General features: G+C 42.5%; 12 protein-coding genes. 5 read left to right on the top strand and 7 right to left on the bottom strand.

Annotation, left to right across the window (positions count from 1 at the left end; genetic code table 11):
* Positions 1 to 487: 487 nt before the first annotated feature.
* Genes cysQ through cysG form a run of 6 tightly spaced genes read right to left on the bottom strand, consistent with a single transcriptional unit; the run spans position 488 to position 7,401 of the window.
* Entirely contained in the window at positions 488 to 1,228 is a 741-nt protein-coding gene (cysQ, locus tag BTO08_RS13590; RefSeq protein WP_198038476.1) for a 3'(2'),5'-bisphosphate nucleotidase CysQ, read from the bottom strand.
* 25 nt (positions 1,229 to 1,253) lie between these two features.
* Positions 1,254 to 1,877: an adenylyl-sulfate kinase gene (gene cysC / locus BTO08_RS13595; protein ID WP_105061351.1), complete on the bottom strand. Its 624-nt coding sequence runs from the start codon at positions 1,875 to 1,877 to the stop codon at positions 1,254 to 1,256.
* A gap of 22 nt (positions 1,878 to 1,899) precedes the next feature.
* The gene (locus BTO08_RS13600; protein WP_105061352.1) at positions 1,900 to 3,627 is read right to left on the bottom strand and encodes an SLC13 family permease; all 1,728 of its coding nucleotides are present in this window, start codon (positions 3,625 to 3,627) and stop codon (positions 1,900 to 1,902) included.
* 4 nt (positions 3,628 to 3,631) lie between these two features.
* Positions 3,632 to 5,056 carry a sulfate adenylyltransferase subunit CysN gene (cysN, locus tag BTO08_RS13605; RefSeq protein WP_105061353.1) on the bottom strand — a complete coding sequence of 475 codons (1,425 nt, stop codon included), beginning with the start codon at positions 5,054 to 5,056 and terminating at the stop codon, positions 3,632 to 3,634.
* A 10-nt stretch (positions 5,057 to 5,066) separates the two neighbouring features.
* Positions 5,067 to 5,975 carry a sulfate adenylyltransferase subunit CysD gene (cysD, locus tag BTO08_RS13610; protein ID WP_005372727.1) on the bottom strand — a complete coding sequence of 303 codons (909 nt, stop codon included), beginning with the start codon at positions 5,973 to 5,975 and terminating at the stop codon, positions 5,067 to 5,069.
* Positions 5,976 to 5,988: 13 nt separating this feature from the next.
* Entirely contained in the window at positions 5,989 to 7,401 is a 1,413-nt protein-coding gene (gene cysG / locus BTO08_RS13615; RefSeq protein ID WP_105061485.1) for a siroheme synthase CysG, read from the bottom strand.
* 418 nt (positions 7,402 to 7,819) lie between these two features.
* Between cysG and BTO08_RS13620 the strand changes: the two genes are divergently transcribed.
* From BTO08_RS13620 to BTO08_RS13635, 4 genes are all read left to right on the top strand, one after another.
* Positions 7,820 to 9,787, top strand: coding sequence for a bifunctional 2',3'-cyclic-nucleotide 2'-phosphodiesterase/3'-nucleotidase (locus BTO08_RS13620; RefSeq protein WP_105061354.1), 1,968 nt, complete (start codon positions 7,820 to 7,822; stop codon positions 9,785 to 9,787).
* A 72-nt stretch (positions 9,788 to 9,859) separates the two neighbouring features.
* Entirely contained in the window at positions 9,860 to 10,444 is a 585-nt protein-coding gene (locus BTO08_RS13625; RefSeq protein ID WP_105061355.1) for a Crp/Fnr family transcriptional regulator, read from the top strand.
* A 91-nt stretch (positions 10,445 to 10,535) separates the two neighbouring features.
* Positions 10,536 to 10,997, top strand: a complete 462-nt coding sequence (locus tag BTO08_RS13630) for a GNAT family N-acetyltransferase (protein WP_105061486.1) — start codon at positions 10,536 to 10,538, stop codon at positions 10,995 to 10,997.
* Positions 10,997 to 11,863 carry a DMT family transporter gene (locus BTO08_RS13635; RefSeq protein WP_105061356.1) on the top strand — a complete coding sequence of 289 codons (867 nt, stop codon included), beginning with the start codon at positions 10,997 to 10,999 and terminating at the stop codon, positions 11,861 to 11,863. Before BTO08_RS13630 ends, BTO08_RS13635 begins: the two co-directional genes overlap by 1 nt.
* 95 nt (positions 11,864 to 11,958) lie before the next feature.
* On the opposite strand, the gene BTO08_RS13640 is transcribed toward BTO08_RS13635, so the two are convergent.
* Positions 11,959 to 12,819: a LysM-like peptidoglycan-binding domain-containing protein gene (locus BTO08_RS13640; RefSeq protein WP_242446269.1), complete on the bottom strand. Its 861-nt coding sequence runs from the start codon at positions 12,817 to 12,819 to the stop codon at positions 11,959 to 11,961.
* 136 nt (positions 12,820 to 12,955) lie between these two features.
* Here BTO08_RS13640 and BTO08_RS13645 point away from each other — a divergent pair, with 136 nt between their 5' ends.
* Complete coding sequence (locus tag BTO08_RS13645) at positions 12,956 to 13,576, top strand: FKBP-type peptidyl-prolyl cis-trans isomerase (RefSeq protein WP_005372738.1); 621 nt, start codon at positions 12,956 to 12,958, stop codon at positions 13,574 to 13,576.
* The last annotated feature ends 24 nt before the right edge of the window (positions 13,577 to 13,600 follow it).

Raw genomic sequence — 13,600 nt, forward strand, 5'->3', positions numbered from 1 at the left:
ATTAAAGAACGTTAGCGCAACACATCGTGTTGGCTGAGGCTGCGTATATTACACCGCGCTCAATTTAAGTCAACAATTATTTTAAAATTAATTTTCAAAACCCTTGCCACACTTAACTTAAAGCATACTTCCTTATCTTTTTAAGATTGAGACAAGATTTCAGCATTAAGACTACGATTTACCTAACTTAAAAAACACTGTTTAGCTAATTTTTAAATTAGTTTTCTTTATATACCGCTTACCTACACGTTATACACAGGTTGTAAATAACTTACTAACCATCGGTATTCCCTGTCGATGGAGCAGCATTATAGGGATAAGCTTAGAGATAGCAATAACAAACTTGAGAATTCAAACTGAATGACAATAAAAACAACGATAAACCTCAAAAACAACACTTTTCGTACAAAACGATACGTTTTCTTCGGTTTAAAAACAAAAAAAGGCATATGAGGTAACTCATATGCCTTATCGTTATTTAATAAGATTAGTCTTTTATTGAAACAATAAAAGATGGATTCAGTAATTGCTCGCGATGATAGTTTAATGGTTGCCCTTCTAAATCGAGTACTATTGCCCCAGCACTCTCAGCAACACACTGGCCAGCAGCTGTATCCCACATCATTGTCGGTCCCAAACGCGGGTAACGTTGTGCTCGACCTTCAGCGACTAAACAGAACTTTAATGATGAACCGACTTCCGTCATCTTGTGCTCACCGATTTGTTCTAAGTAGTGATCTAACTCAGGGGAAGGATGAGAGCGACTACCAACAATCGTTGGTACTGTTGCTGCTCGTACACGAATAGGCTCACGACCAGCTTTGGTTTCTAACCACGCCTTTTCACCATCACCTAACCATGCTTTTTCCAATGCAGGCGCATACACCACACCTAAAACAGGACGCCCTTCTTTTATTAAAGCAATGTTAACCGTGAACTCGCCATTTTTGCGAATAAACTCTTTAGTGCCATCTAATGGATCCACTAACCAAAATGTGTCCCAATTTTGTCGTTGTTGCCAATCTGTATGTGCGGACTCTTCTGAAAGAATAGGGATCTCTGGTGTTAGCTGTTGTAGTTTGGTAACGATAAGTTCATTAGCGGCAAGATCGGCATCTGTGACAGGACTGCTATCTGATTTTTGCGTGATCTGAACTTGACCATGGTAACGAGCCATAATGGCAGCACCCGCTTCTAACGCGATGCTATATATTTCGTCGAGTAACATTGCCAATCCCTTTCTCCTTCATTTATTAGCTGATGATCTGTTGTGACTTTAAATGTTCAACACATTGTGCCACCAGCTTATCTATTGCATTACTACCTGCCGCTAAATGGAGCTCAGGCGATAACGGCGGTTGGTATTCAGAATCAATACCTGTAAATTGTTTGATTTCACCTGCTCGCGCTTTTTTATACAAGCCTTTCGGATCACGTTTTTCACACTCAGCAAGAGGAGTATCAACAAATACTTCAATAAACTCACCTTCAGGTAGTAAATCTCTCACTAACTGACGCTCTTCTCGATGTGGTGAAATAAAAGCACTAAGTACGATTAACCCGGCATCAGCCATTAATGTCGCGACTTCACCAATACGTCGAATATTTTCACGGCGATCTTCCGCTGAAAAACCAAGATCACGACATAAACCATGTCGAACATTGTCACCATCAAGTAAATAGGTGTGGTACCCCATTTCAGCCAGCTTATTTTCTAATGCGCCAGCTAATGTTGATTTTCCTGCACCGCTTAGGCCTGTAAACCACAACACACTCGCTTTCTGATTCTTTTGTGTTGCACGTAATTCTTTGGTTACGGTATGACGATGCCAAACAATATTCTCGTTATCATCATGCGCTTGTGGCGTGATTGTCATAACACACTCCGTTGTCTATTTATTAAAAAGGGAATAACAGTGGGATCAGGGTTAATACAACGATTGAATACACTATCGATATTGGTAATCCAATCCGAACATAATCTCTCAGCTTATAGTTACCTACGCTATAGACTAATAAGTTAGTTTGATAACCATAGGGTGAGATAAAGCTCGCACTAGCGCCAAACAGTACAGCCATAATAAAAGGCATAGGATCAACGTTATAAGCTAATGCTAGGCTATAACCGATAGGAAAAGACAAAGCCGCAGCAGCATTATTCGTCACTAACTCTGTTAACACGAGTGTCAGTAAGTAAACCGCAATTAATGCCCCATAAATCCCCCAACCATTAAATGCCTCAATCAGAGCTTCACCCATTCGCTCAGATAACCCTGTTGTGATCATCAATTTAGCCAAGGTTAAAGCCGAGCCGACAATCACAACGATATCGATAGGAAAACGTCGACGTAATTCTGCAAATGAGATAATGCCTACTGCTACCATAACGAAAAGATAAATGGCTAACCCTTTAATGATCGGTAATACATCCAATAAAGCGAGACCAATAACAGTCAGAAATCCCATCAGTACAGCTGCACTTTTGGTGTTATCTAAGCGAGCACTTGAATCAAGACCATTCACCAAGACAAATTCACGATCTAAGGTGGCTTTCTTTTGTTGGAATTTTTTACCCGGTACGATAACTAATGTATCACCAGCATGCAGTTCGATATTGCCGAGTCCACCAGCAAGACGTTCATGACCACGACGTATCGCCACAACTACAGCATCAAAATTTTCTCTAAAACGGGTGCTTTTTAAGGTTTTTCCACGAATTCCTGCCGAGTGGCTGATGATGACTTCCATCATCGATTGGCCATTTAGGTGATGCTGACCAAAAAGGTTTAAACCTGGAATTTCTTGGAGTGTGGTTACACTTTCGACATCACCACAAAATAATAAGGTATCGCCTGCCTGCAACTTAGTATCAGGACATACAGGTGCAATGGTTTGACCGTCGCGGATCAATTCAGCTAAAAATAAACGGCGTAGGGCACGCAAACCATTTTCGGCAACGGTTTTTCCTACTAACGGGGATTTAGCTTCTACACGCGCTTCAAGGAAATAAGGCAATTGATCATCGGCATGATCATCATAACTGGGTAATAGGTGACTAAGTGGGATTAGAATAGCTAAACCAACAACCAATACCGCTAAGCCAATCATACTTGGTGCGAAAAAGCCTAAACTAGGCAGACCCGCATCTTCAACGAAACTATTTATGATTAAGTTCGTCGATGTTCCTATTAACGTTAACGTTCCGCCTAAAATAGCGGTATACGACAACGGTAATAATAATTTAGATGGTGCGTGGCGCTGGTTACGCTTAATCGCACCGATTAATGACACGACAACCGCAGTATTATTCGTAAAAGATGATAATAATGCGGTTGATAAGCCGAGTTTTGTAACCACAGCCGTTTGACCACCCTGTGATATTTGACGCCCAACCCAACTAATCAACCGTGTTTTTTCTAACGCAATGGAAACAAGGATCAACAACACTAATGTCAGTAATGACGAATTAGTGAAATTGCCAGCCAATGTTGGTAAATCGATCATTCCCGACTGATAACCAATAAATGCCGCACCTGCAAATAAGTAAGGCGGTTTTATTTTGGTTGCCAGTAAGCAGAGAATAATCACCACCAACATAGCTAAGACAATCGCTTGCTCCCATCCCATAGAATTACCCTAGCAACTTGCTAAGATCTTTAGCATCCCAGTGTGGGAAGTGCTTGCGGATCAGGGCATTTAATTCAACTTCAAATGCTGAGTATTGCGCAGTATTTTGTTTAGCATCTAATGCTTCACGTACCATACCCGCACCAACCGTCACATTCGTTAAGCGATCAATAATGATAAAGCCGCCAGTATCTTTACATGCTTGATAGCTATCAACAGCAATCGCTTCATTTAAGCTCACTTCACATAAGCCAATACCATTAAGCGGTAAAACATCAGTTTCAAACGTTTCAAGGTTATTAATATCAACTTGGTGACGAATAGCATCAACACTACCGACCGTTTTCTTACCCGCTACTTTAATATCGTACTGGCGACCTGTTTCTAACGCTGATTCACCCATCCAAACAATATCAGCAAGTAAATTATTACTCAGTGGCACTGTTTCATCAGCAGCAACTAACGTATCACCACGGCTAATATCAATTTCATCGGCCAAGGTTACTGTTACTGCTAAGCCTGGTGTTGCAACCTCTAAATCACCATCAAATGTTACGATGCGATCAACGGTCGAGGTTTTACCCGATGGTAACGCACGTACTTTTTGCCCCACTCGTAATTCACCTGAGGCTAATGTGCCAGCGAAACCACGAAAATCAAGGTTTGGACGATTCACATATTGCACAGGGAAACGTAGCTCTGTCGACGCCTGACCTTGAGTAAGATCCACTTTTTCAAGCAAGGTCAGTAATGAATCACCGTCATACCAAGGCGTTTGATCGCTAAGGCCAACAACGTTATCCCCTTCTAATGCTGATAACGGCACTAAGCTAATGTTGATATCACTGTTCAGTTTTTTCGAGAACGCTAAATATTCTTCACGGATTGACTCAAAACGCGCTTGGTCAAACCCCACTAAGTCCATTTTGTTAATCGCAACAATAAAGTGACGAATACCCAATAGACTTGCAATGTAAGAGTGACGACGAGTTTGATCCAATACGCCTTTACGCGCATCAATCAAGATCACCGCGACATCACAGGTCGATGCTCCTGTAGCCATGTTACGGGTGTACTGCTCATGTCCTGGGGTATCAGCAATGATGAACTTACGCGCTTTGGTTGAGAAATAACGGTAAGCAACATCAATCGTGATACCTTGCTCACGCTCAGCCTGCAATCCATCAACCAATAACGCTAGGTCAGGCTTATCGCCTGTTGTACCGACTTTTTGACTGTCGGTATGAATTGCCGCTAATTGATCTTCATAAATTTGGTGAGAATCATGCAGTAGTCGACCAATTAAAGTACTTTTACCGTCATCTACTGAGCCACAGGTTAAAAATCGCAGTAGAGATTTATTATGGTGTTGGTCAAGATAAGCTTCGATACCGAGCTCAGCGACCTGTTGTTCAATCACGCTATTCATTATTCTCTCCTTAGAAGTAACCTTGGCGTTTTTTCAATTCCATTGAACCTGACTGATCATGGTCAATCGCTCGACCTTGACGTTCACTCGATGTTGCCACCAGCATTTCTTCAATAATGCCCGGTAGTGTATCGGCTGTAGATTCAATCGCTCCCGTTAGTGGGTAACAACCTAAGGTTCTAAAGCGCACACTCTTTTGTTCGATTTTCTCACCCGGTTGAAGCTCCATACGCTCATCATCAACCATGATCAACATGCCGTCACGATCAACCACAGGGCGTACTTCAGATAGGTACAGTGGAACAATCTCGATACCTTCTAAATAGATGTACTGCCAGATATCAAGCTCAGTCCAGTTTGAAAGTGGGAAAACACGAATACTCTCGCCCTTGTTGATTTGACCGTTGTAAGTCTTCCATAACTCAGGACGCTGATTTTTCGGATCCCAGGTGTGGTTCTTGTCACGGAATGAATAGACACGCTCTTTTGCACGTGATTTTTCTTCATCACGACGTGCGCCACCAAAAGCGGCATCAAAACCATACTTGTCCAGTGCCTGCTTTAGACCCTGAGTTTTCATAATATCGGTGTGCTTTGACGAACCGTGCGTGAATGGGCCAACGCCCATTGCGAGACCTTCAGGGTTCTTATGTACCAATAAATCAAAGCCGTACTTTTCTGCGGTGCGATCACGGAAATCGATCATCTCGCGGAATTTCCAATCGGTATCAACGTGCAGCAATGGGAACGGGATCTTCCCCGGATAAAATGCTTTACGTGCTAGGTGTAACATTACCGATGAATCTTTACCGATAGAGTACATCATTACCGGATTATCAAACTCAGCCGCTACTTCACGGATAATGTGGATACTTTCCGCTTCTAACTGCTTGAGGTGGGTTAAACGTTTCGGGTCCATCTCTCTCTCCATACTATGCCAGCTTAACTACCGCATCTTGCTGCTGTAGCGACTGTTCCTGTTTTGTGAACCAATCTAATTTCGTCGATAGATTAACTACCTCTCCTACTACTATCAGCGATGGAGAAGCAGCATGTTTTGCTAATTCAGCCAGCTCGCTTAGCTGACCTTTTAAAACTTTTTGGGTTTTCTGGGTACCGCGCTCAATAATGGCGATAGGGGTATCAGCACCACGACCGTGCTCTAACAACTGTTGCTGAATATGAGTCGATTTCATCAAGCCCATGTAAATCACTAAGGTTTGTTTTCCACGTGCGAGTGTTGACCAATCCAAAGTATCGCCATCAGGCTTTAGATGCCCCGTAACAAACATGGCGGTTTGGGCGTAATCACGGTGAGTTAATGGAATGCCCGCATAGGCTGTAGCACCAGCTGCTGCTGTAATACCCGGTACTACTTGGAATGGAATATCAGCATCAAATAACACTTCAAGCTCTTCACCACCACGACCAAACACAAATGGGTCGCCACCTTTTAATCGCACCACTCGCTTGCCTTGCTGGGCGTAGTGAACAATTAATCGATTCGTTTCTTCTTGAGGGACACTATGAAAACCGGCTTTTTTACCCACGCATACTAATTCGGCATCACGGCGGACTAAATCCATCACTTCATCAGACACCAAGTAGTCATACAGCACGACATCAGCTTGCTGCATCAGTTGTAATGCACGAAGAGTCAATAACCCTGCATCACCTGGACCTGCGCCAATTAATGCAACTTGTCCTTGCGGTGGTGCTTGTTGGGTTAATGCCACCAGCTCTTGCTCAGCCTCTTGCTCTCGCCCCGATGCCACTAAGTCACCAAAACGTCCGTTAAAGGCTTGCTCCCAGAAATAACGACGAGCAGAAAAAGAAGAGACGGTTTGTGATAAACGCTGACGGAAGTTACCCGCAATCGTTGCCATCCGTCCTAAGTGTTGTGGTAATAAGGCTTCAAGCTTTTCACGTAATAAACGGGCGAGTACCGGCGCCTTACCTGACGACGAGATCGCGACAATGATGGGTGAACGATCAACAATAGAGGGAATAATAAAACTGCAGCGCTGAGTATCATCAACGACATTGACTAATACTTGGCGTTGATTGGCCGATTGATAGACCAGAGCATTAATCGCTTTACGCTCTGTCGCGGCAATGGCTAAGAAAATACCATCAAGATCTGATGGTGAAAAATGTTCTCCGACCAATTTGATCTGTTGAGAAGCTAATGCAGCAGTAAAGTCAGCATTTAAACGTGGTGCAATAACACGAACATCTGCGCCTGCTTTTAATAGCATACGGGTTTTACGCCACGCGCTATCACCACCACCGACAACCAGACATGGTCGACGTTTTAAATCTGCAAAAATTGGCAAGTAATCCATCATTAGCCCTCTTTTTTATCCCTAGATGCACTATAGAGGGGGCTTGATATTACTTGAAATTCTAAAATTTCATTTTTTATTCCAAAAAGTTTAGCTACAACATGCTGACAACACTTAATTACGAGATATAGCGACTTACACTGTAGATGATGCGTTCTATAGTGATAAATCTCATGATTAAAGCGAACGATAGCGAACAACACAGCAACTAAAAGCTTATGTTATGCCTTTTATGTCTAGGTTATGACGAATCACTCTTCTATTTATACGAGAAATAACAGCGTAATTTTCGATCTCGCTAACAATTGGTCAAAAAAAACGAGACCAAGAGCACAATAGTGCGACATAGATAACAGCCTTTCTCAGTACATTTGATACCTTACGCCTGCTTTCTTTGCCTACCCGTTTGGAGATATTCATGAAGTTATCAGCTAAGCCTTTATCAATCGCGATATTAGGTGGTTTACTTACGCTTGCAGGTCCTGCAACAGCAGACACCATCAAACTACGTATTTTAGAAACCACGGATATCCATACTAATGTAATGGATTACGATTACTACAAAGATGCGCCAACCGAGAAAACAGGCTTAGTCCGTACTGCAACATTAGTAGAAAAGGCACGTGGCGAAGTCACCAATAGTGTCTTAGTTGATAACGGTGATTTACTGCAAGGTAGCCCAATGGGTGACTACATGGCAGCAAAAGGGATCAAGCATGGTGAAGTTCACCCTGTTTATAAAGTCATGAACCAACTTGATTACGATGTTGGTAATATTGGTAACCACGAATTCAACTATGGCTTAGATTTCCTTGATACCAGCATTGAAGGTGCTGACTTCCCTTATATCAATGCAAACGTCTACGACTTAAAAACAGGTAAGAACTTATTCTCTCCTTATCTGATCAAGGAATACACATTTAAAGATAACAACGGTAATGACCAACAAGTGAAGATTGGTTATATCGGTTTTGTTCCGCCACAAATCATGGTGTGGGATAAGAAGAACCTAGAGGGTAAGGTAGAAGCCAAAGATATTAAGCAAACTGCTGAGAAATTCATTCCACAAATGAAAGCAGAAGGCGCTGATATTATTGTCGCTATCCCACACTCAGGCGTTTCAACCGATCCACATAAAGTGGGTGCTGAAAACTCGGTATACTATTTAACGCAAGTTGAAGGTATTGACGCGATTGCTTTCGGTCACTCACACTCGGTTTTCCCAAGCAAAGAGTTTGCAAACCTACCAGGTGCTGATATCGAAAAAGGTACTATTAATGGTATTCCTGCAGTAATGCCGGGACGCTGGGGCGATCATGTTGGCATCATGGATTTAGTATTAGATAAAGAGGGTAACAGCTGGAAAGTCACCTCAGCTCAAACTGAAGCTCGCCCTATTTTTGATAAAGCAACGCAAAAACCAATTGTTGATGCTGATCCTAAATTAGTAGCGGCGGTTAAAGTTGATCACAACGCTACCCGTGATTTCGTTAATCAGCCAATTGGTAAAGCAAGTGACGTTATGTACAGCTACTTAGCACTGGTACAAGACGATCCAACCGTACAAATCGTAAACCTTGCACAAAAAGATTATGTTGAACGCTTTATTCAAGGTGATCCCGATCTCGATGGTATTCCAGTACTTTCAGCCGCTGCACCATTTAAAGCTGGCGGTCGTGGTAACGATGCAACTAACTTTACTGAAGTTGAATCAGGTCAACTGACTTTCCGTAACGCGGCTGACTTATACTTGTACCCAAATACCCTTGTGGCAATGAAAGTAACAGGTAAAGAAGTGAAAGAGTGGCTGGAATGTTCTGCTGGCCAATTTAATCAAATTGATGTTAACAGCGACAAGCCACAAGGCTTGATCAACTGGGATGGTTTCCGTACTTATAACTTTGATGTTATTGATGGCGTCACTTACAACATCGATATTTCACAACCAGCGAAATACGACGGTGAATGTAAAGTTATTAACCCAACGGCAAGTCGTATTAAAGATCTTAGCTTTAACGGCAAAGCTGTAAAAGACGATCAGAAATTCATCATCGCAACCAATAACTACCGTGCTTACAGTGGTAAATTTGCCGGTACTGGTGAGAAGTTTGTTGCCTTTGCTGCACCCGATGAAAACCGTACCGTTCTTTCTGACTACATTAGCCATGTAAGTAAAGAAAAAGGGCAAGTTGTACCAAGTGCGGATAACAACTGGCACTTCACGCCACTGAAAAGTGATAAGAAGTTAGATATTCGCTTTGAAACAGCCAATAGTGAAAAAGCGGCGAAGTTCATTAAAGACAAAGGTCAGTACCCAATGACCCAAGTTGAAACAACGCCAACTGGCTTTGCGATTTACCAATTGGATTTACAACACGCGAAATAATCGTCGCAATAAAGTAAGCTAGATACCGCAGCTGGTCTGCGGTATTTTTTTATGATTAAAAAGAGAGTCGTCATGAAGCCTTCCGCACAACTTTCTCAACTCGCCGAATTTCTTCAACAATTTGGCGCCGAGCAAACTACGATTGATGAAGCATTAAGCCAAGCACAAGTATTAGCATTACCCACTCGACATATATTGCTTCATCAAGGGCAACAAGCAGAGCAGTTCTACTTTTTACTCAATGGACTCTGCCATGCTTGCTATCTCACTGAAAGTGGGAAGCAATTCAGTAAAGAGTTCTATTGGGATCAAGATACTTTGATTGGCTTTGAAGCTTTAATCACTCAATCACCTTCACCTTTTCTCTTAGAAACCTTGTCCGCTAGCGAGCTCATTGCCCTACCGATTGAGCTAATTGAAACATGGCGCTCACAAGGGTTAGCGCTATATCAACACTTATTAGAACGTCAGTTAGTATTTAAAGAAAACAAAGAGCGCTTCATGTTGATGTATAGCCCAGAAGAGAGATATCAGCTATTCACTCAAAGCTTTGTAGATCTCAACGTTAAACTCACGGATTATCAAATTGCGTCATACCTTGGGATAACCCCGATCAGCCTCAGCCGAATAAAAAAAAGACAAAACGAACCACAATAATGAAACGATATTAACAATGGTTAATGAGGCAGTGAAAAACGCTGGTTACTATGAGGGTGACTTTAACTATCACAGAAAAAGAGACCACGTGATGATTACTTGGCAATGCCTTTCTTTTGCACAACTGACGACCCACCAGCTTTACGATGCACTAAAGCTACGCGCTGATATTTTTGTGGTAGAGCAAGACTGCGTTTACCCTGATCTTGACGATAACGATCGTGCTGATGATGTTTACCATTTATTAGGCTATCAAGATGGCAAACTGATCGCCTACCTTCGCCTGCTCAGTGCAGGGCTCACCTATGATAATGTCAGTATTGGTCGAGTTGTTACGGCACAAGAAACACGAGGAAGCGGTATAGGTCATCAACTGCTCAAACAAGGACTCGAAAACGCCGCTCGTATTTGGCCCGATGCGACCATCGAGATTGGAGCGCAAGAGCACTTGATCGGCTTTTACTCGCAATACGGTTTTAAACAAACCTCTGATATGTATCTTGAAGACGGCATTCCACATGTTGATATGGTGCTAACACAAGGCGATAACTAATGAAGCAAACTGCTGTGTCATTGGGGATCCTATTACTGATATTCGGTAATTTATCCGCTTCTCTGTCTGATGTCGCAGTTAAATTACTCAATGGCGAAGTCCATCCCTTGCAATACATGTTTCTTCGCCAAGTAATAAGCTTAATTATTATTTTGCCTTTTTGGTTGTCCCAGCCCAAACCGCAACGTGAAGTCGGTAGTTGGAAGATCAATACTATCCGTGCGTATTTAGTATTAGCAGGGAGCTCAATGTTGTTAGTGGCGCTGACATATTTGCCCCTCGCGACGGCCAATGCCTTATTTTATGCCGCCCCCTTATTGATGATCCCACTTTCAATAGTGCTATTAGGTGAATACCCCACAAAAGGGAAAGTTGTTGCGACAGCGATTGGGTTTATCGGAATTTTAATTGTTTTACGCCCAACCCAATTTCACTGGGCTGCGATTGCCGCACTGGGTACTGCAACCACATTGGCACTCTACAATGTATTAGTACGTAAACTGCCACAATCACAAACGGTATCATCAACGCTCTTTTGGACCAGTTTATTGTCACTACCTGTAGCGACCCCTTTGGCATGGTACTTCTGGCAACCAATCTCACTTGAAAACCTTGGGCTTATTGCTGCAAGTGCGCTATTTACCTTAGGCTATCAAGGATGTGTGGTATTGGCATATCGCCAAAGTGAAACCCATAAAATTGGGTTAGCAGAATATTCAGGGCTTATTTTTGTCGCCCTCTTTGGTTGGATTTGGTTTAACGAAAGTTTAGATTCCTTAACGCTTATCGGTATTTTATTGATCGTTCTACCTATGATGCCAAGACCTAAACGCAAAAAATTCACCACTCAGATCGACATACAGTGATGAAATAGTAACGTCTGCGGTAACTCATAAAAAGAAAAAACAAAAAAGCCCACTTAGGTTATAAGTGGGCTTTTTCATATTTATTTCATCAACGGTTATTTACGATAATAACTACCATTACTGCTACGGTAATAAGCTGCTGAAATACCATTACCTTCAATCTTCAAACCATCTATTTGGCCATTGCTGTTTACACGATATTTTAGCGTTTGACCGGCCTGTACATTACTGATCGGCTTACCCGCACCTTCAATATTGGCAATTTTGTATAAATCCGATAACGGTAACGAGCGATCTCTAAACACGTTCGCTAAGGTTTCACCGGCCGGAACTTTATAACTAACCCATTGCCCTGTATCGCTTGGTGCAACCTTAGTCGTGTTTGCTGTCGTTGTTGTATTAGTTGTATTCGTTGTAATCGCTTTATCAGTCGCTTTGGTTACCACCGCCGCTTCTTTTGACAGATCAACGGTGTACGCCTTACCGCCATCTAACGGATAAATTTTCTGAATCATCGGTTTCTTTTCAGGTGCCGGACCAGTATCTTCCGTTCCCCCAACCGCTTTCATCTTACTGTCTTCACGAATATCTGCCGTATCTAAAACAATATCTGTACGCTTACTAACAACAGTATTTGATGATGTCGTTCCAGTTTGTCCTACAGATTGAGTCGTGCTCGTAGAACCGCCAAGGTTAAGAGAGATACTACGACGAACACCACTATCAGCGCTTTGTTCTTGTTCTAATTGATTCGTTGACGGCAACATTAATACAGCAACAAAAATAGGTACAAGGATCATCAGTGCCCAGCGGTGAAAACGTGGAAAATGTGTCCATGTATGACCAATTCCAGCTTTGATCTGACGACATTTGTCAAAGAACCCTGACAAACTAAAATTGACTGATGATCGTTTTGACGCATGTTTTGTTCTCGAACGGCGATTGGCCTGTCCCATATACAGCACTCCAGAGCTTCATATGTCACGCAATTTGCGAATAATGATTACAAATATTTACCCATGAGTTTACCCATGAGGGGCGAAACTGTTATCCTGCTTGCTTTAATTCATTCTACATTAAGAGATGACGATAATGTCTGACGTTAAACTAGATACAGTTGAGACTAAAGCAAGTTACGGTATTGGTCTACAAATGGGCCAACAACTAGCACAAAGCGGTCTTGAAGGCCTAAACGTAGCAGCAATTGCGAAAGGTATCGCAGCTTCTCTTGCTGGCGAAATGCCAGAAATCGAAGTTGATGAAATCAACAATGCACTACGTGAACTTCACACTGCAGCAGACGCTGCACGTCAAGAGCAAGCTAAACTAGCTGCTGCTGAAGGCGAAGCATTCCTAGCTGAAAACGCAAAGCGTGCAGAAGTTACAGTAACTGATTCTGGTCTTCAATACGAAGTACTAGTTGAAGGTAACGGCGAAATCCCAACTTCTGACAAGCAAGTACGTGTTCATTACCACGGTATGCTAACAGACGGCACTGTTTTTGACAGCTCTGTTTCTCGCGGTCAACCTGCTGAATTCCCTGTAACTGGCGTTATCGCTGGTTGGGTTGAAGCACTACAAATGATGCCTGTAGGTTCTAAGTGGAAACTATCTATTCCACAAAACCTAGCATACGGTGAGCGCGGCGCAGGTGCTGCAATTCCTCCATATGCAGCACTAGTATTTGAAGTTGAGCTACTAGATATCCTATAAGATATTGCTCTCTTCTTAAAAACG

The organism is Photobacterium angustum (genome assembly GCF_002954615.1).
Taxonomy (GTDB): Bacteria; Pseudomonadota; Gammaproteobacteria; order Enterobacterales; family Vibrionaceae; genus Photobacterium; species Photobacterium angustum_A.

Bases quoted from the DNA above. Each gene is read 5' to 3' on its own strand.
- cysQ (WP_198038476.1), bottom strand. From the start codon at position 1,228: ATGTTACTCGACGAAATATATAGCATCGCGTTAGAAGCGGGTGCTGCC.
- cysC (WP_105061351.1), bottom strand. From the start codon at position 1,877: ATGACAATCACGCCACAAGCGCATGATGATAACGAGAATATTGTTTGG.
- BTO08_RS13600 (WP_105061352.1), bottom strand. From the start codon at position 3,627: ATGGGATGGGAGCAAGCGATTGTCTTAGCTATGTTGGTGGTGATTATT.
- cysN (WP_105061353.1), bottom strand. From the start codon at position 5,056: ATGAATAGCGTGATTGAACAACAGGTCGCTGAGCTCGGTATCGAAGCT.
- cysD (WP_005372727.1), bottom strand. From the start codon at position 5,975: ATGGACCCGAAACGTTTAACCCACCTCAAGCAGTTAGAAGCGGAAAGT.
- cysG (WP_105061485.1), bottom strand. From the start codon at position 7,401: ATGGATTACTTGCCAATTTTTGCAGATTTAAAACGTCGACCATGTCTG.
- BTO08_RS13620 (WP_105061354.1), top strand. From the start codon at position 7,820: ATGAAGTTATCAGCTAAGCCTTTATCAATCGCGATATTAGGTGGTTTA.
- BTO08_RS13625 (WP_105061355.1), top strand. From the start codon at position 9,860: ATGAAGCCTTCCGCACAACTTTCTCAACTCGCCGAATTTCTTCAACAA.
- BTO08_RS13630 (WP_105061486.1), top strand. From the start codon at position 10,536: ATGATTACTTGGCAATGCCTTTCTTTTGCACAACTGACGACCCACCAG.
- BTO08_RS13635 (WP_105061356.1), top strand. From the start codon at position 10,997: ATGAAGCAAACTGCTGTGTCATTGGGGATCCTATTACTGATATTCGGT.
- BTO08_RS13640 (WP_242446269.1), bottom strand. From the start codon at position 12,819: ATGGGACAGGCCAATCGCCGTTCGAGAACAAAACATGCGTCAAAACGA.
- BTO08_RS13645 (WP_005372738.1), top strand. From the start codon at position 12,956: ATGTCTGACGTTAAACTAGATACAGTTGAGACTAAAGCAAGTTACGGT.